The organism is Burkholderia sp. 8Y (genome assembly GCF_902506145.1).
Classification (GTDB): Bacteria; Pseudomonadota; Gammaproteobacteria; order Burkholderiales; family Burkholderiaceae; genus Caballeronia.
Map to the genome: position 1 here is coordinate 1 of NZ_LR733550.1, position 22,821 is coordinate 22,821.

Sequence of the window (22,821 nt, forward strand, 5' to 3'; positions counted from 1 at the left end):
CACGTTGGAGGCCAAGTACGTTCTGCTCCAACGGCGGCAATGACGCTGTCTCTTGGGCTATGCGATTTATCTCGTCGTCTGCCACACGCAGTTGAGAATCGATAGAACTGACCGCGGGATGCTCGACTGTGTAGCGAGATAGAAGCTCCCGTCGCTTTTCTTCAAGATCTACCCGTCGCCGCTGTGCTTCCACCGATCGGCGAAGCAAGGTTGTCGCCTCGTCCCCAAGGCTGACTGTGCCGTGCTGCGCCCGGTAGGCATTGAGTGTCCGTTCTGACGCTTCAACTCGGCTCTTGAGTTCAGGCAATTGCTGACGAAGAAAGTTAAGTGAACGTGCAATCTCCTCAGACTTTCGCTGTAGATCCTGCTTCAGATAAGCGTCGGCGATCGCGTTGAGAACCGCCGCCGCGCCAACTGGGTCAGCTGCGTCATAAGAGGCGCGTATAACGTCTGCGTCCTTTCCTTTGTCTGTAATAGATAATTTGCTACGGACGGCTCCGACAAGCTCGACCCGAGAAAATCGCTTAACGATGAAGCTTGCGCCGGCCTGAGCTTCGACCGCGTTCACCTGTATATTAAGGGGTCCCCACGGCGTGGTCGCATGCACATCGCGTCCGATGATGCCGTGAACCCTGATATCACCGTAGACAAGCTCGTAAGTGCGTAAGGTCGATATGGTGATTTCGAACGGACGGCCATACAGGCTCGGCGGAACATCGAAACGGGAGACATCGATTTTTTCCTGACCCCACACGTATCCGCCTGGCCACGGGTTCGAGATGCCATGTACGTAGCGGGCGATGAATTCTCCGATTACTGGAACATAGCGCGGCGACGCGTTGACGACGAGGTTGAGCTTGTCAACGGCTTGACCGACCACGAGACGCGATCCTAGTACTTCCATTTCACCAGTGGAGTCCGACTTTGCGTCGAACATTGTCGACACATCGCCGTATACGTCTTTCGATGTGTCGCGCTGAACCCTTTCGAGCTGGACAAGAATGTCTGCCCGGTAGACGGGCTTCGCGAGAAACGCGTAACCGGCACCAGCCACGGCGATCGAGACCGCGACCATGGCGACCAGCCTCCTTCCGTCGTAGATCGCGTCAACGTGCGACATGACATGGCGAGGTGGATCGTTCGTGGCCACCTTCTGGCTTAACGCTACCTCTTGTCTCATGACTGCTCCGGCGGATTGATCGTTAAGCTAACAGACAACCGTAACGCTACTTCCATTGGTTGCCGAGGCCGGCATTGCAATCGTATCTGGGATGGCGCTTAGCGCTCTAATCCTCAGTGGATATCGCTGTTGATCCAGAACCATTCGGTTTCCTACATATACGAACGAAGGATAGCAGGGGCGACACTTCTGCTCAAGAGCAGACATCTTGTTATTGCAATCGGTGTGTGGTCGACCGCCTATACCGGACTTGCTAACACACGCGCACTTTCCCTTGTTCGGACCTGCCTAGCGTGAGGACGTAATTGGTTTCGGCTTACACTACTTCATCGTGATTCCTTAATTTGCAGCCGTTACTATAGCTATTCGAGGTTATGCTCCTCCGTACGTCGCACCCTTTCCATAGTGACGGGTGATGCCCCTTCAAAACTTTCGCCACATACGATCGTGCTATCTACCAAGACGTTGCTGAGAGAGTCATTGGCGCAACTCATCTCATTGCTGGGCATTGACCGTGCAACGCGCGCCCTACTGTGGCGGGACCGCGTGGCAGTCCTCGTTTACCATGACCCCAAGCCGCAGGTGCTCGACGAACACCTGAGCTATCTCAAGTCCATATGCGATCTGGTTCCTCTTGCCGCTGTGCAAGAACCCGGAAACGGCGTCCCTCGCGCGGCCATAACGATAGACGACGGCAATATCGGCAATGCCGACTTGCTACCGGTTTTCATACGCCACAATGTTCGTCCCACTATTTTCTTATGTAGTCAGTTCGTCGCAAAACCACGGAAACACTGGTGGCTGTACTCCGGCGCGACGCCGGCGGGTGTCGAGCGCCTGAAGCGGCTCACTAATGCGGAGCGGCTTGCTGAGTTAGCTACCGCGGGATACAGACAGGACGAGTTCAACGAAGCGTCGGGATTGACGATCCACCAAATCTCAGAGATGCGACCGTACGTTGATTTCCAAGCTCACACTCGTTTTCACCCTATCCTCACACGGTGCGATGATAAGGAGTGCTATTCAGAAATCGTGGATTGCAAGTCAGAGTTGGAGTCATTGATCGGGACGTCATGTGAACATTTCGCATTTCCGAACGGAAACTACACAAGGCGCGAGCTTGGCTTTGTTAAAGCGGCCGGTTACAGGACGGCGCGCACCTGCAACCTCGGATGGAACAGCATTCACACGGACCCCTATCAGCTTAAGTGCATCATCATTGACGACGATGCGTCTCTGCAATTGTTCGCGGCGCAGCTAACCTGTATTCCTGTTTTCTTGCGTTACGTCCGTCACGGACGTAACCTCAGCGGCAAGTCGCCCCAGTTCTGAAGATGCAATGCGTCTTCGACCGGCACGCGTACAACACTGGAGGATGCTGATCTCCGTAGCTGTCTGTGCGTCACCTGAACCTAGTTGTGGACCGTTGTCGTAGGCACTCGGGGATACTGCATCGCTTACTAGACGGCTAATGTGGTCTACCGCACAGTGAACCAAGCTCCAATTGTTCACACCGAGTAAGTTTTCCCTCGACCGCTTCAATGGCGCGCGATAGTACGCTGCCCTTATGCTTTTTCTTATGGCGCCGGCTTGGCTTGTCGCCCGTTTGAGCTTCGCTTCGGCATGAGTGCGTTCGATCGTGTGCTGCGGTCGTCGAACAGATGCACGAACGTCCGATTAGTGCTCAGCGTTGTGCCATCACATGTATTGAGCGAAAGACGGGGCCGAAGGGTATGGCTCAGAAGCTAGGGAAACACTGCATGACCGCATTTGGCTTTGGGAATTCGCTGCTGTTCCGATCACCTGTCTCAGTTGTAGTCGGCCGATTACGCGTATCGTCGCCGACGAGGCTGCTTCGCGTGACCGCGCACTGAGGTAGTCCCGACCGTCGTCGCACCGTATCGCCATCGGCTCGCACCGCCAGCCGACGATCTGCTCAACGGCCCGGACGACAGCTGCTGAGGGCAAGGACAGTCGATCTCGATTGCCAATGCTTCCGAGTCAAAGTCGTCGATCACGTTGAGCAGTTAGATACTGCGGCCGTCCTTCAATTGGTCGTTGCTGGGATCCACCGACCGCACCGCATTCACCGACGCGGGCACGATTTTCCGTTAGATCAACGGAACGCTCGACGCGCCACAGTCTGTCCAGATACCTATGTTATCGCCGTAACAGCCCGAAGGGTCTGCGAACGACACAGGCCTGCGGTCCTCAGCGCGGCCCTACAAGTTTCTACTTGTTGCGCCTGCTTCTGGGTGCAGCGGAGGCAGGGTTCATTCCGGCATCCTCTATATCGCGGGGAACTGGTTCCCCGAGCAGTATCGGGGCCGAGTTCTCAGTCTTCTACTCGTCTGCAATCCCATCGCCGCCACTCTTGGCGAGCAAATTTCGGGCTGGCTGCTGCAGATGAACGGAGTGTGGGGTCTCGCGGGGTGGCAGTGGATCTTCATTGTCGAGGGCGTGCCCGCGTCATTCCTCGCGCTGATCGTTATCTGGATTCTGCCTAATCGCATTGAGCAAGCACACTTGCTCCGTAAGCGTCGCGGCACGGCCGTCTTGATCTGCGCGATCCGAGACGCCAAAGTGGTTCCCACCATTTTCGAGTAGCGGGAACCATTTTGGGATCAGAAGAGAAACCGGCGTCGGGGACGCGTAGAGGAAGCCCAAACCACAGTCCGGAGTTTCGACGCCGCCTGGCCGAGGCTGCATGTGAGCCTGGCGTCTCCGATGACGGCCTATGGTTGCTCGCAAAACGACTTTCGCACGGGCGGTTTATCTGGCCCCAGGCCGATGGCGGCAAGGTCTATCTGACGTCGGCGCAGCTGTCTATGTTGCTGGAAGGCATCGACTGGCGACAACCCCGCCGCCGCAAGCTTCCATTCCGACTAGACACGGCACGCGGTTCGCGAAGTGTTCTAAAAACTTCGCACGCTTCACCGATCGATCTACGATCTCCCCTGTATTCTCATCAACGTAATGCACTTGCATTATGTTCTTAGTAATATCGATTCCGACGGGCGTGAGCTTCATGAGTGTTCTCCGAACCGGTTCGAGAGGTTTCATGATCCTCCCAAACGAAATCGAGATCGTGTTGCGGTTGCAGTTACGACGTCGAAGCACCAGGAGTGGGAGGCGCTCATTTCATTCCCACTCGCGCGCTACCCCTGCTGCGTTTGCCGCACGTTGCAACGTGTATGCGTCCATTGGTGTTTTCCTATCGGATCGGGACTAGCACCAACACACCGGGTCGTTCTTGACGCACCTGCCCCGGACCGTACTCGCTCACGTGGTCGTTCTTCAGAACCACCGTGTAGTCGGCCCGATTCCACGACCATCCACTAATCAAGCGATCGGTATAGCGCAGGGCCTCGTACTCGCCACTTCGCTGAAACCCATCCGGCTTTCCGAGAATCGAAATCACCTCGCCTTTCGACATTCCCTCGTTGACTTCGCCCATCTTCTGACCAGTCACACAGCCACTTGTCAACGCAGCTACTGCGAGCACTGTTACTGCAAGTCTTGCCTTCGTCACTGTTCAACCTTGGCTTTGGCTTCCTGTTTCCCGTTCTATCGGTGGCCGTTCAATCCCGAGCCGCCGCGCGAATGCATAGGGCGGTGTGAGCAGTTTCGTCATACTCCCAAAATTCGACGTCCGGCGGAACCAGATGAGCGTAGGTCCGAAGATAGTACGCTGCCAGCGTCAAACGACGCTTCGGGCATTCATCGCGAAGTACGAACATCACCTTCCTGTAGTCCATAGGGGCAAGGCTGAAGTAGTACATTGCCTCATTCCATACCGTCAGCTTCGCAGCCGGTATGTTGGCTGTACTCGTCCACCGGTGCGATTTGCACTCGACGAGGATTTTCCGCTCATCGCACCCGAGATCGAAAGCGTGATTCTTCTTCGCCGCACTTATGCCGACCATTACCTTGAGATTGCTTCGCAGGTCGATTCCTTGATTGGCGAAGAAGCTTCTCGCAGCGGTCTCAAAATCCCGTCCAGCATGCGCATTTGAAATCGACCCCACGCGCTGATGGGTCATCTTGAGGTTCATCTCGTCCACTAGCCCACCATGCTTTCGTTGCGCTGCGTTTTGAAGTCGGCACCTTTTCCGTGTTGCGTGTTTTCCTATCCTTCTTTGGCGAGGTTGCGCCGATACGATAGCCACCCGAAAAACTGAACGATACCGGCCAACATGCGGTACACCGCCCACATGAGAAAGGCCGGAATACGCAGAATGAAGAAAAGAAGGTCCAGCATATTGTTTTCTGAGTTCTCGCATGCGAGAACGTGTTTTCCTACGTCTTCGTCCGCTGCAAAGCTTCCGCCCTGGCCGCGTCCAAGATGCGCTGGCGGTTAGGCTGCACGGTGAGATAGTTGCTGGGATCAACCCGCGACAGTTCGGCGATGGCGGCATTCTTCAGCGCTTCCATGTCTGCATAGTTAGCCGCGTAGGTGGCTAGCTTCCGCTCCAGCTCTTCGGCGTAAGCCTTCCAATTCGCCGCGCTCTGCTGTGATTGACGTGCGACGCCGAGGGTGTAACCGTCCACTGTCATACGATGTTTTCCAGTGTCAATTGGTTCGTTCAACGCGTCCAGTCTTCGTAGCGAAGATCGGGCACGCGCATAAATTCGCGCACGTTGTTCGTAACGACTACGGCGCCGGCGCTGACAGCGTGTCCCGCAATCGCGGAGTCGTTATCGCCTATCGGTGTGCCGAGCCTTGCAAGCTCAATCCGTATTCTTGTCGTCGCATCGACCGCAGCGGAATCCCACGGCAGCACACCATCGAGCCTTGCCACGAAAGCAGATACCATCGCCGCGTGCTTTGGCGACGCTTTCTTGCCGATAGAACCGAAGCGCATTTCGGCATAGGTAATGGCCGATACAACGATGCGCTCCTGAGCGTCAACACATGCTTGCAGACGCCCCAAAAGCGCAATGGGGCGTTCGCGCATGATGAAAGAACAGATATTCGTGTCGAGCATGTACAACTGCGTCACTTGCCCGCCTCCTGCGCTTCCTCGTCGGCACCGCTCAAGTCGAATCTGCCAGGGTCAACCACGGCGGGGCGCTCAGACAGAAAATCAGTATCGGCCAACGGCTCTTGTGCAAACGACGTCCAGTTAGGACGTGCCGGGCGCAGAATGAGCGTGTCGCCTTCGCGGCGAATCTCTAGCTCGGTAACGCCCTCGTACTGCATATCCTTTGGGATGCGAACCGCCTGATTGGCGTTGTTCTTGAAGATGGACACGGTACGCATAGCTATCCCCTGTTATTCACCCTCATTTTACACATATGTCGCCATATGTCAACGAGCATAGGCGTACATTGTCTGTTATCGGCGTGACCCGGATTCCTCTTTAATCTCGGCAGAATTTCGCGCTAGTCTCCGAGGTCTATCGCGGCCACGCTCTCTCGCAACTCACGCGCGGTAACGTGGATGTAGGCGGCGACATGATCCAAATGCGCGTGCCCTAACAATGCCTGCACCGTATCCAGGCTGTGCCCGTTGGCGATCAGTCGCGTAGCGAACGTCCTGCGCCCCGAGTGACTGCTATAGCCAATGCTGAGTCCTGCTGCGCGGTACAGTCCGGTGACGTAGCTTTGGAGGCTGTCAGCGGCCAAATATTTGACCGGCTTACCATCGCCGTTGACGCGGCGCTTTTTCGTCAATTCGAATCCGCAGCCCTTTTGCGTTAAAACGAGCCGCGTTCTCGGCATCAGTCCGCGATATTCGCGGCGATCAAGCGACGCGGCCATCCCACGTCGATAACGCCACTCCACGTACCTATCGAATGCGGCTTCGGTGCGTGGGTGCGATAGGTAGAGGCATCGTGGCCGACAGCCTTTTGTGATGCTCGATGGAAGAGATACTTCGCTGCGCTGCGTACCAGCTTTTGTCAGAACGTGGTGAACTTCCAGCCGCGCGATTTCGGTGATTCTCATGCCGCACGTCACGCCGAGCAGCAGAATCAACGTGTCTCTTTCGGGGAATCGACTCGTGGCTTCAGTGACCCGCAGGAGGTGCCGAAATTGGGACGGTGTAAGGACTTTGGCGCGCTTCGGTTGCATGGCTCAATCTCGGAATACGCTCGATACGAGCATCGTTACGAGAGAAGAAGCCTCGGGCGCTCCTTTCCAGTGTAACGCGCAGGAATGCTGCCTTCCTCGGAAAATGCCGCCGTTCCGCGCCCGCCCGTAGAATCAAAGCATCACTTATCGGACGTCGCCATGAACATCTACGCATGGCCTCCGTCCTCGGCTGCAATAAACCGTCACGAGTACGCGAAGACGAGATCCCCGTCTCGACCAGCAGCTTCATCCGGTCATCACGGGAGTTGTGCGGATTAAACGCTCGAGGCTCCCCGACACTATGTGATCCACATCAGAAAACGTGGCGAGACCCGCGCGCAGGCGCCGTTGCGTTTCCTGTGTTCCGGCGCAAGACACGCCGGCAAGCGATTAGGTTGCCTCAAAAGGTGCGCGCAACTGCAATAATGCTGCTCATCGCCCCGTCTTATGCGCGGCGATGCCGGCATAGTAGCGAGCGACCTCTTCGACCACGCGCTGCTTTTCGGCCTGGACATAGATGGTCGTCGTCTGCAGCGACGCGTGGCCGAGCACCTTCTGCACGACATCCACGGGCACCTCGTCCGCAACCGACTGGGTGCCGAACGTGTGGCGGAACGCGTGAGCATTGGCCTGTCCGAGCCGACTCCGCTCCTCGAGGTTCAACCCCTCCATCGTCTCGACCAGTTCGGTGACCATCCGACTAATCAGCCGGTTCAGTCCGTCGGCTGTGTAGCCCGCTTCCTTCGCAGGCTGCGCTTCACCGACCTGCCCGACCCGATGTCGCCGGCGCGACGCGTCGGTCCACGGAATCACGACAGGGCTAAGAAGCGGCCCGCTCTGTTTGTCTTCTTCGGTCGCCCCGTCGAAATCCTGCCCCCGGTCGACCCAATGCGCGCGCAACGCGGCCAGCGTCGCGGCGCTCACCGGCACCGTGCGTTCGCGCTGGCCCTTGCCGACGATGGTCAGCTCCCAGACCGGTCGCTCGGGCGTGCCAAAGGATGAAGGGCGCAGATCCTCGCGCCGGGCGCTCGCGGCTTCTTCACGCCGCAGACCCGAATCGCCCATCAGCAGGATCGCCGCGCGCACGGCGCGCCACTGCACACCCGCCGTCACCCCGCCCGCTTCTGCTGAGCGCTGATCGAGTTCGTCACGCAGCTTGCGCCACAGATTGGCAGGCAACGCGCGTTCGATCTTCATTGCGCGTTCGCGCTTGATCACGACCGGATCGTTGACCGCCTTCCACGGATTGCCGGCCAGATAGCGTACATCGACCCACCAGGTGAACGCCGTCCGCAGTACCCGCACGGTGTAGCGCTGCGATTCGGGCGAAAGCGTCGCAGACAGCGATGCCTGACCATCGGCGGCCGCAGAGGAGTGAGGCAAGGCGAACGGTCGCCAGCGCGGCGAGTGCCGCGGGAAGCGCTCACCCACAAACCGCGGGTCCGGGTTTTTCAGGAAATCCTTGTACGCCTCGCAGTCGTCGACGCGTAGATCGCTCAACGCCTTGCCGCGCAGCACCACCGCCCATAACAGGAAGCGCTCCAGTTCCTTGGTGTACGCGCGCAGCGTTTTCGGCTGATCGCGGTAGCGGTTCAGATACGCGCGCACCGCATCGAGATCGTGATTCGCCTGGATGTAGCAGAACGCCGCCGAGCGATTTTCGCCGTGGGCGCCGGACAGCGCGTGCGGCACGGCGAAGCGCTCTAGCGGGGCCAGCGTCAGCCGGCTTGTCGAGCTCAAGCCACCGCTGGGATCGTCGCCTGGGCCGCCGTTCGTGCCGCCGGCTGGACCGCTGTTTGGGCCGCTTTCCGTCACCTTAACGGCCGGCACCACCTCGATCAGACCGGCCGCGATCAACGGCACGCCATCCCGTTCTTTGGAGTCGACGTCGGGGTCGATCGTTAGTTGCAGGGATGCCTGCTGCTTGCGGAGCCAGCTCACAATCGCCCGCGCCCGGCCCGGGCCGATGCGCGGAATCGAACGCCACCAGCTGCCGCCGCGCCGGTTGCAGAACGCGACCAGTTCGCCGAGCGTGGCGATGCCCTCCCCTTTCAGTCGTCGCGCCACGCGTGGACGCAGCCACGCGCCGATCGGATGATCAGCCCGCGGTGGCAGCGACGCGAGCTGCGCCGCCTCCGTCACCATCCGGAACGTCACCGCCGTGAGCGACGGTCGCCCATGCTGACGGATCGACGCGCGCAGGTGATCGGCCAGCGCGGTGGAGCCGTGCGCCAGCGCGAGCGCCACCAGCGCGTCGAGCATGGTGGTGAGGTGCCGCTCCATTGCGCCGGGCGTGGCCGCGTGCGCATCGTCGTCGGGCTCGTAGTAGGTGCGCGCAATCACCGCGGGCGGGATGCGCTGCACGTAGGCCCGCAGCGCGGTGAAATCCTTGCTCGTGTAGCGCCGCTCAAGCGTGAGTGATTCGGTGAGCTTCTCCGGGGCCCGCGTCGTCTTAGCGGTGAGCTTTTCCGGGGACGACGCCGTCGTCACATGCGCGCGCTCAGGCATCGCCACCCTCCTCATCACACTCGTCGCCTGACTGATCATGGCCGCCTCTCCCGTCATTCACTGACGGCGGCGCCGGCGCGCGCAGGCGGGGCAAGCCGAGTTGTTCGAGCGCGTCGCTGGCCTGCGCCATGAACGCCTCGGGCCAGGTCGCGCACAGGAATTCGAACGCGGTGCGGGCTTCGCGCAGCAGCTCTGCCAGGCGTGCATTCTCGGCGGCGTACGCGGTGACGTCGAAATCCGTCGTCGGGCGCGCGCCATACATCACCCGCTGCACCAGCTTGACCGCGCCATAGTCGGCGATGAAGTCGAGCACCGGCAAGAAACGCGGCAGCGCATTGAGCGCGGCGCCATAGGTTTCGGCGAGCGCAATCACGACCGCCAGCTCGAGCCGGGGAGGTTTCACCGGCAACCGCGGCACCGCATCGCCGTGCGCGGTCAGCCACGCGGCGGCGGCCCGGCGTTTTAGCGTGATCGCCTCATCAAGTTCGAGGACTACGCGCGCGATCGCCGCACTCGGCGCCTCGGCGGGCCAGCGCGCGTCGATCGGCGAGGCGTCGTGGAATGGATGCTTGGACGCGCCGTTTGCGCGATCGCGCCGGTCGTCCGGGTCGTGGCGTGAATCGGCGTCATCCGGCGAAAACCCTTGGCTCACGGCCCGCTCCCCTGAAGTGTAAAGGCGAATTCTTAAATTCTACCCCTGAAACCGCATCCCGATAATAGACATTATCAGGTCTGCTAACTAGTCGCGGTTTGGATTCGGCGCCACGTTATCCTGTTCCAACGTTAACGCGGCGTTTGGAGGACGAGCGACGCGACTGCTGCAGTCGCCGCTACGCTTTACGTGCGAAAAGGCTCGTGTTGAATTACTTCAACAGGCCATCTCGCCTATTCTCGAGCGAAAATTGGCTGACAAATCGACTGGTGCGGATTCGTGGGCGATTATAGTGGCCTTTATCTTGGTCGTCCGATTGTCACTTCCGACATCAATGCGAAACGCGTACCTCCATGGCTAACGCATATTGGCCGAGGCGGTGATGAATCACCCCGAATACAACACACGGGGCGGCAGTGATGCGCGATCACCGTTGGCCCCCAGCATTCGATGCCTCGCTTCGAGATTGGAACCGGCCCACCTTCGCAACACATCAAGCTGCGCTCGCTTGCAAGCGGGCACGCCTTTATCTGCTTGCCGGATAATGTTGGGCTACCCGGACTGAAAAGCGTCCCCGAGCGCGCTTCCGATGTAAGCTAGTGACCGCCTGCAAGCTCGGAGCCGTCCCTCTGAAAGGCGACGTTCGATGTCAAACATCTGGCCGTACCCGGCCACTCCATCGCGCCATGAACGCAGGCAATGATTCATGATGTGGTGCAAAGAGCCGTGCTTCTCAAGCACTGCTCAGTTTCGACAAAGTTTCCTCGCAGTCTGGCCAGTATCGCAGCGGGTTGCGATGGTCTGGATAGCGTAGGTCGAGCCACGCAGCAAGCGTGGTCCAATTCGGATGGTCGGTTCCAGATCGTGCCAACCAGGCCGAGGATTGCTCGAGAATCTGACCAGTCGCGCGATCGCGAACAAGCACACTGCTGAGTCCGTTCGTGGTGTTTGCCTGTGACTCGATGACATAGCGCGGCAGGACCCTGAGCTCCGCATCCTTGGCCCAACCGAACAGGGCCCGGACGATACCTGATGGATCTCGCGATTCGATGGGACCGTTTGCGGGACGCGTTGCTTTCCACCCTTCAGGAAATTCCGCGACAACCTCATCCTTGCCTTCTCTCACCCATTTCACAGCTAACGCCCGCGACATCGCTTCACGAAGGCGAGGCGCCGACTGATAGCCCGGCGGCAGCTCAATCGACACCGGTAGCGTGATCAGGTTGTCTTTCCAGAGCGTAGATTCGTCGTCGACGCGCTTCACGACGTCGGACACGTTTGGCCCGAACGGATTCTCGGGCCGGCTCGACACACGCGTCTTCGCTGCGGGGAGTCCTTTGAAAAGGCGCTCAGCATCCTGCCGAGTCAGCTTTGTTTTTCCCTTAAAGTCGCCTTGCTCGGAGCTCGCTCTGTCAGCCGGGTAATCTTCATCGTCGGCAAGCCGGTTAAGCAAGCGCCGCGCGAGGTGACCGACACTCAGAGCGCAGCGCAGGTCTAACTCGAACTTCTCGACAAACCCGAGCGGGCGCAACGGGGTCAGGAGCGGTGGAAAGTGGCGATGCACCGCGCGGTAACACATGGGCCGCTCAACCGTGTATCTGGTGCATCGCGTCGAGATCCGGAAATCGGCCTGCCATTAATATGCGCTCCAGCCGCCCCTTCGCAACTTCGATTTGATGAAGCGGCGTCGACACGAGCTGCGTGTCATGCGCGCAGAGGACCGCCTCGATCGCCTCGCACTGATCGTCGGCAATTCCCCACGCGTCGGACGTGTTCGAATCTTGAATGCACGCCCTAAGGATCGTTTCGGCCTTGAGAAACGTCTCGATCGGCGGATCGAGCCGGTCCTTCGCGCAAACAAAAAAGTCAAGTACAGCGTTTTGATGAGTTCACTCGCCAGATCGGCGTTGCCGCGCCCATTACGCATCTCGACCAGGGCGAGGTGATTCTGCAGGGAGAACACGCGTGCCGTGGCCGGTGCAATTGGCAACAGCTGCGTCCGGGTCAGCGGCGATCGGCGCATCGTCTTCGGGTTTTTCAGTTTGTTCGACATATTGGCGACCGTCAACGAACGATCCCGGGGGGGTCACGTTGCAGGCACTCGTAAAATTGTAAGATCGGCGCAGGAGCTAGGAGCAAGCACCTTCGCTGCAGACTACGCGTTTTCCAGGAAAGGCTCTGTGCGCCGAGTCGGGTAGCAAACGAGTGGCTCAAACGCGCTATATCGATGTTCCTCGGCCGGCAAGCTAAATGGTGTCGGGGCTTGTACTGCGTCGGTCGGCATCTCGCGCGCGACGGCGCGCGTGCCAAACCTATGTCGCAACGCACGAGCCCAGGTGTTGGCAAGCTGCAGGATATCCCTGGGCTAAGGGCGACAAGTGCCACCGTCTGAACGCTAGCCGCTGCATACCATGTGAACGATCCTGCCCGAAGGCGTCAACCGTGCGCTCGCAGTCGACAACCTTTTTGGACCGCAGAACTCAATGGCTTCGATGTCGAAGCCTCTGACGTAGGCCCTGGCACGGATTGCAGCGCCGTGATCCAACCGCACCGATGAACTCTAGCGTGGGTCGCCGCCGATGGAAAAAGTCGCCGCCGCGATCAATCTCAAGGGAGGCCACGGCCGCGTTTTCGGGGCATGACGATTGCGAAACGAGGGAAAGGAAAATGGCGCGATGTGATGAAAGATTCCCTCTCCCCGCCCGGTCTGTGGACGACGCGTCAGTTCGGTCCTGTCGATCCGCCCATCGCGGTCTTGATTGTTGACGACGACGAGTCGTTGTTAGCCGCGCTCTCCGCAGCCTGCACTGCCTACGGCTTGCGCACCTTTACCGCAAAGGACGGCGCCGCAGCTTTCCATATGCACGAAGCCTGGTTGCTGCACGTTGTCATCCTCGACATCGAAATGAACGGCTGCGACGGCTTTTCGGTCGCCGAGGCGATGCGCGGATCGACAAGGTTTGCGACCGTACCCATCATCGTCCACACCTCGCTGACCGAAGCCGAAACCATTGAACGCGGCAAGGCGGTCGAGATCGACGGGTTCTATCGGAAAGGCGCTTCTTTGGCCGGGCTGTTCAAGATGATCGAGCATGTTGCGCCTTCAAGAACAACCTAGATATCCGAAGTTGGAAGCCCACGCTTAACTCAAGTCTGATTGCGTTCTCCGCGTGCGCGGAGCCGCCGGAAGACGTGGTTCGGCCTGTGTTTTACGCGAGTGCCCAAGCGGGGTCGGCGGCTGCCATTCGCCGGTCGATCTCCGTTCGACGAGGACAAACTTGAAGCACTTCGGCGTCTTCCGGTCCCTAAATAAAGCCCGATACCTGTTTTGCCCGACATATGCGCATTCAGCGCCGGACGGGCTATTTTAAGATTTGGAGCAACTGACGATAATCCACTGGCTTCGCAAGGTGATGATGGAAACCCGCATCGCGTGCCGCCTGAATGTCGCGCTCCTGAGCCCATCCGGTAAGCGCGATGAGCAACATGCCGCTGCTACGCGGATCGAGGAGGATTTGGCGGGCAACATCGTAGCCCGACATGTCGGGCAATCCGATGTCCACAAGCAGCACGTCGGCCTGAAATTCGAACGCGAGACGCAGCGCGGCATGGCCGTCTGCGGCGGTATGCGTCTCGTAGTCGTCAGCCTCGAGCAGCATCGCGAGGCTGAGAGCCGAATCTTCGCTGTCGTCGACAATGAGAATCCGGCGTCTGCTCCCGGGCGGCAATGTACCGAGTGCTTCGGTGTTCTGAACGATTGTTTGATCCGATGAAAGCGGCAGGCGCACGATAAACTCGCTGCCCTTGCCGACACCTGCGCTCGTGACCGTGACGGTGCCACCGTGCTGCTCCGTCAACGCACGCACCAGCGAGAGCCCAATGCCCAAGCCGCCGCCGGACCGGGAATGGCCCTCGGGCAACTGGGAGAAGATATCAAACAGTGTGTCGAGGTGCTTCGGAGCAATGCCGATGCCCGTGTCGCGCACAGCCATGACCAGCTCATCCCCTTCACGACGCACAGCCAGATCGATCGTGCCGCCGGGAGGCGTGTATTTGGCCGCGTTGTTCAGGAGGTTGAGCACGATCTGCGTCAGTCGCGTCGGGTCCGCGTTCACGAGCAGAGGCGCGTCCGGCAGATTGACACGCAGGTGATGCGACTGCGTGCGAACGAGATCCCTGACGCCTTCGACTGCAAGCTCGATGGCCGTCGCGAGACTCATGCGTTGCTTGCGAACTTCGAGCTTGCCCTCCGCAATCCGGGATACATCGAGCATATCGTCCACCAGCCTGCCAAGCTGCGCCACCTGACGCTCGAGCACGCGCGTGGACCAGTTGAGTTGCTCGTCGGCGAACGCCTTCCTCGTCAGCAGCCGGACCGCGGCCTGAATTGGCGCGAGCGGGTTGCGCAGTTCATGGGCGAGCGTGGCGAGGAATTCATCCTTGTGCCGGTCTGCGCGCTGCAACGCCTCTTCAGCGGCCGTTCTCGCTTCAAGCGCCTCTTCGGCTTGCCGGCGAGCATGCAGAAGCTCTACCTCGTACTTGTGACGATCGTTGACGACGATGCAGGCAAAATCGTCTTGTTCGGTTTCACCGACCGTCCGCCGAACGGCGTTGATGAGCATCGGCACCTTGCGACCGTCGCGGCGCCGAATCTCCAGTTTCACTTCAGCGACCGAGCGTTGCATCTGGAGCAACGGAGCCAAATGCGTCTGCTGAAACACCTTGCCGCCAATCGTCAACAGGTCCTGGATGCGACGCTGATTCAGAAGCTCGTCTGCCTGATAACCCGTCCAGCGACAGAAGGTGGCGTTGACACGCACGATGGTGCCGTCGGTTGTCGTGGAGACAAGTCCGCATGGGGCGTGCTCGTAGGCCTCGCTCATCGTAGAGAGGGGTTGATGCGTACCGTCCATCTCAAAGCGCCAGTTGTTTGAGGAAATCTTCAGTGGCGTCAATGCACGGACCGGGCGCACTCAGATGCGGACAATGTCCTACGTTTTCGACCATCGCGAGGCGGCTGCCCGGGATCATGTCGCGCATGAATTCGCCAACCGATACGGGCGCGAGCAGATCGTCGTTCGACTGAACAATCAGCGTGGGCGTCGTCACCCGTGCAAGATCGGCGCGGTGATCTGACAGAAAAGTCACGCGCGCGAAATGCTTAGCGATGTCCGGGTCGGTGCGGCAGAAACTGTTCGTCAATTCCTGGGCAAGCTCCGGCTGTTCCGGGGCGCCCATGACGGAGGGCGCCATTGTGCTCGACCAGCCGAGATAATTACTTTCGAGCGTGTCCAGCAACTCTTCGATGTCGCTGCGCTCGAACCCGCCGACATAGTTTCCGTCGTTGATAAAGGACGGCGATGGGCCGATCATCACGTTCGCGGCAAACTGCTCGGGCGACTTGATTGCCGCCAGCATACCGATCATGGTGCTGACTGAGTGACCGAAAAAAATGACCGGGCCCGTGCTGAACTGCTCAACGATCTCCAGCACGTCGTCAGCATGACCTTGAAGGGTGCTGTATTTCGCGCGGTCGTAGGCCGTGAGGTCCGAGTCGCCGCTACCGACCAGGTCAAAGAGAATCGTGCGATATCGCTGAGCGAAGGCGGGCGCAAAATGCCGCCACATGTTCTGATCGCATCCAAAGCCATGCGCGAACATCATGGTCGTCGTTCCTGTCCCGTCAACATGCACATTGTTACGCTTCAGAATGTCCACCCGCCCTCCGGAGAAGTTTGGCTCGCCGTTTTACCGGCAGTCTGTGTCCCCTGCATTATCGCCCCCCGCCCGACACCGAACCAACCTACGATCGGCTCGCAGGGTATGGGTTTCCGCGCGCGATGCTGCCTTATCCTCAGTCTGTCGCCCTTTCGTTGCCGCCTTGGCCCTCGTCATCGGCGTAGTAACGCGCCCCAGCCTCCCGCATGTGGCGTCGCTCGGTACGCACATAGATCGCGGTCTCTGCAATGACGCACACGGTCGGGGCATTGTTCTGTGTCCGCTACTGCGACCCTGACAGTGTTGCTTCCGGCGGATCTTGCCCTAGAACGTTCAGCCGCCGTATTTTGCGGTTTCCGGTCCTACGAGTGCGCAATCACGAGGTCGGCCGCCTGAGAAGTTCATAGCGGGCGCGCCTCGCTCTCTGCGTGGATCAGCACGCCGCTTGCATTCGTGAACGTCATGGACGAAATTCCCAAACCCTGCGCGTCGGCTGATATGGACGTCGCGGGTCGGAGTGTGGCGCTCTCCGCTCAGCGAGCCGTGAGCGCGGCGCAAGCGTGTGCAGAGCCGCTTTGTGGCTTTCACGGAGAGGGACGGCGACCGAAATGAGCGTCAATGAGCTCGGTCACTCGCCACACGGAACAGGGTCGTCGAACATGCCCGTCAAAGCCGGCGTCTTTCAGTGCCGGGACTGAGTCCAAAGGCGAGATGTTGCTCATCGCAAGAACAAGCAACCCGGCGCACTGATGGTCCGCACGGACGTCCCGAATGAACGAGTAGTGCGATTTGGCATCCAACCGCGTATCCAGCAAGAGCGCGTGCGGCGCCCAACTTTGCAAGTAGCGGCGAAGGGCGCCGATCTCCGTGGCGTGGACGGCCAGGTATCCTTTTCTGGTTAGCAGTAGAGAAAGCGATGCGCCGATGACGCTGTCCTTATGGCCGACGAGAATACGTCGAGGCTCGGTCGACGGTTCTTCCTTAACGCCTGACCTCCAGAATGCACATTCCTGTTCATCATCTAAGGGTACGCGACGCGTCACGGTCAACTCCGATGGCCTAGCCCGGCCCGAAATGGGGAGTGTTGTGCGGTGATCAGCGGCGCCTTAAATGATCCGCACGGTCAGACTGGATGTCATGCTTCGATCAATAGGGTGCGCCTGCTGAGCGTATCAAACCCACCTCTCGTCTGCCACGACTCCCTTGGATCCGTCGGTAAGCGACGGTCAGTAGCGTGGTTTCGTCCTTCAGCTTCTTCTAAAGATGCAGCCCGCTCGCCAGGCGACTGATGTCATGGTTAAGCGTACTACCCGGCAGCCTGCAAGATGGAAGGAGCGAACATTACCCAACACTCTCGTTCGGCATCGATGCTGCCGAGTCGATGGCTAATCGCCTGACCGCGTCGATAGCGATTTGTAGGGGAGCGATTTCCGCGCGAAACACTGCCGCGTTCGGACTGTGTGCAGTCTCTGCTAGCGAGAGTTGCTCGTGGACCAGCAACAGTTTTTCTTCGAGGCGCCGAACAGAAGACCAGAGTGCATCCTCGGCGCCCGAGCGTTGCTGCTCCTCCAAAGACATGGCGGAGAAGGCGTGACCTGTATGGCAGCGATATCTCAGTGGGTAACCTTCTCCAATGCGCCAAACGACGCCTCCGCATCCCGGACAGGTCATGCTAGTTCGACGGCCGAGCTTTTCTAGGTCGGTCGGAGAAGAATAGCCGGTCGTTGCTATCTTTAGTTCTAGCGCGGCGCGCTCCCTTTCGTCCATGTCGAACCCCTTCGAAGAGGAGTCTGTCAACGCGTTGACGATGGCGGCACCGATGTCCTCGACCGGAGCGACCACGTCCGGGGGGACCGCATCAAGGGCCGCTCGCGGCATATCGGGTGCAGCGCACGTCGAGGGATCCTGGACGATGGTGTAGCCACCGCAGGCGTGGATAGCCTTCAAGCCAGCGGCACCGTCGTCAAGTTTGCCCGTCAAGACGACGCCGATCGCGCGGTTGCCATAGTTGACAGCTGCCGAGCGAAAAAGGGGGTCCGCCGCCGGGCGAGTGAAATTTTCCTTCGGAGCCGCAGACAGCACAATCGTATCGTTTCCGACCAACATGTGCCTGTCGGGCGGGGCTACATATACCCGTCCTTTTGCGATGGGTTCGCCGTCGCAGGCGTGTGCCACTGGAAGCGGGCCACTAGCCTCCAGGAGTTGCGGAAGCTGGCTTGGCCAGGTGCCAACGTGCATGACGATAAAAATGCTCGCCGGCAAATCGGCAGGCAGTGCAGCGACAACTGTCCTGAGGGCCTGCAGGCCACCCAGCGACGCAGCGACGACGACAATGTCCCTGATATTGACGGCATTCTTCATGCAGCCTCCTCCCAAGCATAAGTGCAATAAGCATCACCTACTGGGCCAGCGCCCGACGCCCTCCAAGCGACAGTCCTAGCTGGCCATGAGCGCCTTGAAGAGGGCCTGATGGTCGAGCGGCTTCTGGAGGCGCGGGCATTGGCGGTATGGGAAGTCCAGGGCTTCGGCGCCATACCCGGTTGCAAAGACAAACGTGATGTGCCGCAACGTTAGTGCGTCGGCCACGGGATACGATTTCTCGCCGTTAAGATCGACATCGAGGATCGCGGCGTCGATGTGTCGGTTGTCTTCCTCAAGCAGCGCCACCGCTTCCCGCGCCGTCGCGACAGGGCCGACGATGCTTGCGCCAGCCTGTTGGAGCACCATTGATAGCGCAAGCGCGACCAGGAAATCATCCTCTACCACCATGATCGTGCGGCCTTCCAGCTTCCTCGCGTCGTCGTTCATCTTTTTATCTGCTGTTACTTGCCGTGCTGGTAAGAGCTTTCTGATGGCAGGGGAATCTCGATATGGCATGAGACACCGTCTGCATTGAATTTGAGTTCCGTGCGTGCCTTAAGCGAGAATCTCAGGGCCTGCTCTATCAACTGCCGTCCGAAGCCGGTTTTGCTTGTGTCAGGGGTTGTGCGCACGCCGTGTTCATGCCACTTGATGATCAGGTGTGAATCTCCCTGAACCGATGGCTCAACGCTCCAGCAGACGTCGAGACGGGCGTCCGGGTCTTTAAGCGCGCCATACTTCAGCGCGTTTGTAGCCAATTCATGAAGGACCAGTGCTATCGTTTGTACGTTGCGAAAGCCTAACGGGACAACTGGGCCGCTGACCGTGATCCGGCCGCTGTCTGCCACTCCAAGCGCGTCGAATTCAAGTTGCACGATGTCACCGAGCCTGATCAGGTTACCGTCTGCTTCCCCGATGAGTCCTTGAAGTCGGCCGAGGGCTGCTAGGCGGCGAGTGAAGGTTTGGAGCGCGGCCTCGTTTGTTAGGGTCTGTTGCGCGATCGACTGAATGACGGCGAGCAGATTGCGCGTGCGGTGCTGCAGTTCGGCGATGAGCACGTTCTGCCTCGTTGCAGCATGGACCATACCCGTCACGTCGACGAACGCAATTACCACCCCATCCGTCTTTCCATTGCCATCGCGATAGGGCGCAAGACGCACCAGAATATGCGCCTGTCCGTCATTGCTGACGACCTCGCGCTCGCGAGGTTGATCGCTTTTGAAGACTGCGTCGAGATCCGACTCGAGTTGGCGCATATCAAAGCGACTGACCAGTTCCGTGATCGGGCGTCCAAGATCAATTTGTCGCATATGAAAGATGCCCGCCATCGCTGGTGTGAACGAACGGATCACCAGATTGCGATCGAGGAAAACGGTTGCTACCGAGGTACTCTCGAAGAGATTGCGCAGGTCGCTGTTCGACCGGTCGAGTGCGTCGATCTTTCGATTAAGTTCGAGGTTGACCGTATGCAGTTCCTCGTTGAGCGAGACAAGCTCCTCCTTTGACGATTCGAGCTCCTCGTTGGACGACTGCAGCTCCTCGTTGACTGAGACGAGTTCCTCGTTGGACGACTTGAGCTCCTCCAGCGCCGTCTCGTACTCTTCGATCATCGACTGCAGGCGGTCACGCGTGTCCCGTAGTTCTTTTTCTATTTGCGCCGCTGTACCTTGGTGCATGGCCTGAGCGCGCACGAGCGCGTCTTCGCGGGACAGAACCGGCCCCTGGTCGGCGAAGACAACGAGGTACATCGGCTCTGCTTGGGGCTCATGAGGCAGCGGCTCGACCGTCAAGCTGATGACTTGAACACGGCCTTCTTCCCCATCGATCACCACTCCTTCCCGCGTGGCGGACCGGCCGGACTCGACGGCCTCCCGGAATACCGAGCGCAGGTCGAGGCTCAACCCCTTGCGTGCCATCGTGAAGAGGTGCCGGCTCGGGACGCCGGGTGCGGCCTCCAGATATTTGCCTGTGCGCGACGAGTAATAGATGACGTCGCCCTCGCGCGTGGCTATCACATGCGGAGGAGTGAACCGCTCCAGCATGTGGCTGTCGACGGCGTGGCGCAAGGCGGGACCACCGAGCACGGGCCGACTCGGCGCGACGGTAGCCAAATGGCCCATTTTCAGCGACGACACGGACAATGGGACACGAATAGCCGGTGAAACGTTCGCTCGGCGCCGGAAGATGCGTTGCTTCTTTTCGACAGGATAGAAAAGGTCATCGAACTGGCTCACGTTCTCGGAGGTGCCGAGAAACAGGAAGCCGTCGGGACGCAGTGCATAGTGGAACGTCGGAATGACCTGGTTCTGGATCTCCGCGCCGAAGTAAATCAGCAAGTTTCGACAAGAGACCAGGTCGATACGCGAAAAAGGAGTATCTCGGATGACGCTGTGCGGCGAGAAAATGCACATATCGCGAACGTCCTTGGTCAAGACGTAGCTGTGGCCGTCAAGAACGAAGAAGCGCTCCCGCCGCTCGTCGGAGACGCCATCGAGCAGCGGCAAGGTATAACGCGCCGCACGTGCGACAGCGAGCGCGGCGTCGTCGATATCGGTCGCGAAGATCTGCACGCGCGGGGCCTGTCCAACTCGGTCCATGTGCTCTCGCATGAGTATGGCAATAGAATAGACTTCCTCGCCTGTCGCACATCCGGGTACCCAAACGCGAACTGTGTCGTCGACGTCGCGGCCGTCGAACAGTTGAGGAACGACGTGCTCAGCGAGCGCCTCAAACGCATCGGAATCGCGAAAAAAGCTGGTGACGTTGATCAGCAGGTCGCGAAAAAGCGCAGTAACTTCTTCGGGATCAGCCCGGAGTCGCGCGACGTATGCATTGGGCGTCCCGATCTCGAGCAGCTGCATGCGCCGCTGCACCCGACGCAGAAAAGTGTTTGCTTTGTATCCGCTGAAGTCGTGGCCTCTCTGGTCGCGCAAGATCGAGTAAATCGCATTGCGAGCTTCGTCGATACCGTCGGAGTCGATTGCCGTCTGTACGTCGCTGGTGTCGGGCAGAATGTCGAGCACGAATGAGCCAGCGGCGAAACTCGCCAGCTTCGCCCCCATCTGCTCGACCGGTATTGCAAGATCCACCAAACCGGTCGAAATTGCGCTCTCCGGCATGCCCGCGTGTTGGGGACCAAACGCGTCTGGCGCCTGCGCCAGCGTGAGTCCGCCGCACTCCTTAATGGCCTTGATACCGAGTGTGCCGTCCGAGTCACCACCGGACAGCACAACCCCGGCCGACAGTTCGCCAACGTCGGCGGCGAGCGCACTGAAGAAGATATCCACGGGCTTGCGTTCACGGCGATGTCTCTTCTGCACCTGCACGCGCAGCACGCGTTGCTCAATAACTACTACCGCGTCAGCCGGTAAGAGGTACACGCTGTTCAGTTCGACGGAGGTGTTGTCGGTGATCTCGATCACCCGCATCGACGTGAACCGCGAGACGATCTCTGGCAGCATGCTGTGACGGTCGGGACTCAGGTGCGTGATGACGACGCATGCTAGCCCCGGGTTGCCGGGTAAGCCGCGGAAAAAGCCTTCAAGCGCCTCGACTCCTCCGGCAGAAGCGCCTATGCCCACAATTGGAAAGTTGTCGGCTGCGCTCATGCTTTTGCCCGGGTCTTGGCGCGTTTGGCCGCCAGTTTCGGAGAGGTTGGCACCTCCGCTGCGCCTGTGACAGGCAACGCCGAAAGCTGACTTTGTTCTTCGAGGAGGCGCAGCCCCGCCCGCACGACCTCGCTCGCAGAGCCGTATCGGCCGCCGTCGACTTGTTGTCTAATGAATGACGCGAGACGCTCGGTGACGGGGACGCTAAGTGCGTGTTTGCTTGGCATATCTTCGGGCGCGGCAAGAGGGTGGTATTACATAATACCCCTTCGCGCATGACTGCTTCAGGGTGCTCTGGGTACGTCCCTCCCGGGCTTAAAGGTCTCGTTGCGTGAACGTTTGAGCGCGTCAATCCATGCCGGGCGGTAGCGGCGTCACCGCCATGAAGCAGGCAAAACAGCTGCGACCGCTAGCCACCTCTTCGATTTGAAGTGCATGAGCCTCTCGGCCTGACGCGCGATAGGCGGCACCAAAATCGGCATCGAAGCCGTGGGCACCATTGGCAGGCGGCAGCCCGGCAGCATGGGCCGCTAAGCGAATAGAGGGCATTGTGAAAACAACACTTGGCGAGTTGCTCGCTAACGTCACGTCTGGGTAATGTGCCGAGAAGTGTGCAGAAAGTTCGGAGGCAGGAAGATGCCGAAGGAAGGGGTGGCCGTGGTGTAAGTTGATGAATGTCGAGTTCGTCAACCTGCCCTCGGGAGGGCTTACGCCATGGC

At 59.4% G+C, this 22,821-nt stretch carries 19 protein-coding genes and 2 pseudogenes; 4 read left to right on the forward strand and 17 right to left on the reverse strand.

Annotated elements, in window-relative coordinates; genetic code table 11:
• Positions 1 to 1,180 (reverse strand): Wzz/FepE/Etk N-terminal domain-containing protein (locus GV035_RS28535; RefSeq protein WP_236572900.1); only part of this gene is annotated, 1,180 nt, incomplete at its 3' end.
• 480 nt (positions 1,181 to 1,660) lie between these two features.
• Between GV035_RS28535 and GV035_RS28540 the strand changes: the two genes are divergently transcribed.
• The 3 genes and pseudogenes from GV035_RS28540 to GV035_RS29885 all read left to right on the forward strand — a co-directional run.
• On the forward strand, positions 1,661 to 2,512 hold the full coding sequence (locus tag GV035_RS28540) for a polysaccharide deacetylase family protein (protein WP_328699828.1): 852 nt from the start codon (positions 1,661 to 1,663) through the stop codon (positions 2,510 to 2,512).
• A gap of 870 nt (positions 2,513 to 3,382) precedes the next feature.
• On the forward strand, positions 3,383 to 3,787 hold the full coding sequence (locus tag GV035_RS30010; RefSeq protein ID WP_159839446.1) for an MFS transporter: 405 nt from the start codon (positions 3,383 to 3,385) through the stop codon (positions 3,785 to 3,787).
• A 134-nt stretch (positions 3,788 to 3,921) separates the two neighbouring features.
• Positions 3,922 to 3,984, forward strand: a pseudogene (locus GV035_RS29885) (hypothetical protein); the annotation flags it as partial.
• A gap of 58 nt (positions 3,985 to 4,042) precedes the next feature.
• Here GV035_RS29885 and GV035_RS29220 read toward each other — a convergent pair.
• The 9 genes and pseudogenes from GV035_RS29220 to GV035_RS28590 form a co-directional block, all read right to left on the reverse strand.
• Positions 4,043 to 4,210 (reverse strand): annotated as a pseudogene (locus GV035_RS29220) (IS110 family transposase); the annotation flags it as partial.
• Positions 4,211 to 4,761: 551 nt separating this feature from the next.
• Positions 4,762 to 5,235, reverse strand: coding sequence for a hypothetical protein (locus GV035_RS28555; RefSeq protein ID WP_159839450.1), 474 nt, complete (start codon positions 5,233 to 5,235; stop codon positions 4,762 to 4,764).
• 244 nt (positions 5,236 to 5,479) lie between these two features.
• Positions 5,480 to 5,737, reverse strand: a complete 258-nt coding sequence (locus GV035_RS28560) for a hypothetical protein (RefSeq protein WP_159839426.1) — start codon at positions 5,735 to 5,737, stop codon at positions 5,480 to 5,482.
• Between the two features lie 29 nt (positions 5,738 to 5,766).
• Positions 5,767 to 6,183, reverse strand: coding sequence for a type II toxin-antitoxin system VapC family toxin (locus tag GV035_RS28565; protein ID WP_159839428.1), 417 nt, complete (start codon positions 6,181 to 6,183; stop codon positions 5,767 to 5,769).
• On the reverse strand, positions 6,180 to 6,443 hold the full coding sequence (gene vapB, locus GV035_RS28570) for a type II toxin-antitoxin system VapB family antitoxin (RefSeq protein ID WP_159839430.1): 264 nt from the start codon (positions 6,441 to 6,443) through the stop codon (positions 6,180 to 6,182). Before vapB ends, GV035_RS28565 begins: the two co-directional genes overlap by 4 nt.
• A 122-nt stretch (positions 6,444 to 6,565) precedes the next feature.
• On the reverse strand, positions 6,566 to 7,255 hold the full coding sequence (locus tag GV035_RS28575; RefSeq protein ID WP_159839432.1) for a tyrosine-type recombinase/integrase: 690 nt from the start codon (positions 7,253 to 7,255) through the stop codon (positions 6,566 to 6,568).
• A 432-nt stretch (positions 7,256 to 7,687) separates the two neighbouring features.
• A complete protein-coding gene (locus tag GV035_RS28580; protein WP_236572901.1) occupies positions 7,688 to 9,802 on the reverse strand; it encodes a site-specific integrase in 2,115 nt (704 codons plus the stop codon).
• Positions 9,756 to 10,415, reverse strand: coding sequence for a hypothetical protein (locus GV035_RS28585; protein WP_236572903.1), 660 nt, complete (start codon positions 10,413 to 10,415; stop codon positions 9,756 to 9,758). The genes GV035_RS28580 and GV035_RS28585 overlap by 47 nt, the downstream gene beginning before the upstream one ends.
• Before the next feature lie 733 nt (positions 10,416 to 11,148).
• Positions 11,149 to 11,784, reverse strand: a complete 636-nt coding sequence (locus GV035_RS28590; RefSeq protein ID WP_159839456.1) for a hypothetical protein — start codon at positions 11,782 to 11,784, stop codon at positions 11,149 to 11,151.
• Between the two features lie 1,269 nt (positions 11,785 to 13,053).
• Between GV035_RS28590 and GV035_RS28595 the strand changes: the two genes are divergently transcribed.
• Positions 13,054 to 13,533, forward strand: a complete 480-nt coding sequence (locus GV035_RS28595; protein ID WP_236572904.1) for a response regulator — start codon at positions 13,054 to 13,056, stop codon at positions 13,531 to 13,533.
• Positions 13,534 to 13,777: 244 nt separating this feature from the next.
• Here the strand turns inward: GV035_RS28595 and GV035_RS28600 are convergent, their stop codons facing one another.
• The 7 genes from GV035_RS28600 to GV035_RS28630 form a co-directional block, all read right to left on the reverse strand.
• Positions 13,778 to 15,370 (reverse strand): hybrid sensor histidine kinase/response regulator, encoded by a 1,593-nt coding sequence (locus tag GV035_RS28600; protein ID WP_236572906.1) that lies wholly within the window; start codon positions 15,368 to 15,370, stop codon positions 13,778 to 13,780.
• On the reverse strand, positions 15,330 to 16,133 hold the full coding sequence (locus tag GV035_RS28605; protein WP_328699829.1) for an alpha/beta fold hydrolase: 804 nt from the start codon (positions 16,131 to 16,133) through the stop codon (positions 15,330 to 15,332). Before GV035_RS28605 ends, GV035_RS28600 begins: the two co-directional genes overlap by 41 nt.
• Before the next feature lie 1,341 nt (positions 16,134 to 17,474).
• On the reverse strand, positions 17,475 to 18,494 hold the full coding sequence (locus GV035_RS28610) for a chemotaxis protein CheB (protein WP_159839436.1): 1,020 nt from the start codon (positions 18,492 to 18,494) through the stop codon (positions 17,475 to 17,477).
• Between the two features lie 75 nt (positions 18,495 to 18,569).
• The gene (locus GV035_RS28615; RefSeq protein WP_159839438.1) at positions 18,570 to 18,941 is read right to left on the reverse strand and encodes a response regulator; all 372 of its coding nucleotides are present in this window, start codon (positions 18,939 to 18,941) and stop codon (positions 18,570 to 18,572) included.
• A 14-nt stretch (positions 18,942 to 18,955) separates the two neighbouring features.
• A complete protein-coding gene (locus GV035_RS28620) occupies positions 18,956 to 22,102 on the reverse strand; it encodes a CheR family methyltransferase (RefSeq protein WP_159839440.1) in 3,147 nt (1,048 codons plus the stop codon).
• Positions 22,099 to 22,329 carry a type II toxin-antitoxin system ParD family antitoxin gene (locus tag GV035_RS29650; protein ID WP_159839442.1) on the reverse strand — a complete coding sequence of 77 codons (231 nt, stop codon included), beginning with the start codon at positions 22,327 to 22,329 and terminating at the stop codon, positions 22,099 to 22,101. Before GV035_RS29650 ends, GV035_RS28620 begins: the two co-directional genes overlap by 4 nt.
• Before the next feature lie 121 nt (positions 22,330 to 22,450).
• Positions 22,451 to 22,821: hypothetical protein (locus GV035_RS28630; RefSeq protein ID WP_236572907.1), on the reverse strand; the 371-nt coding region annotated here is incomplete at its 5' end.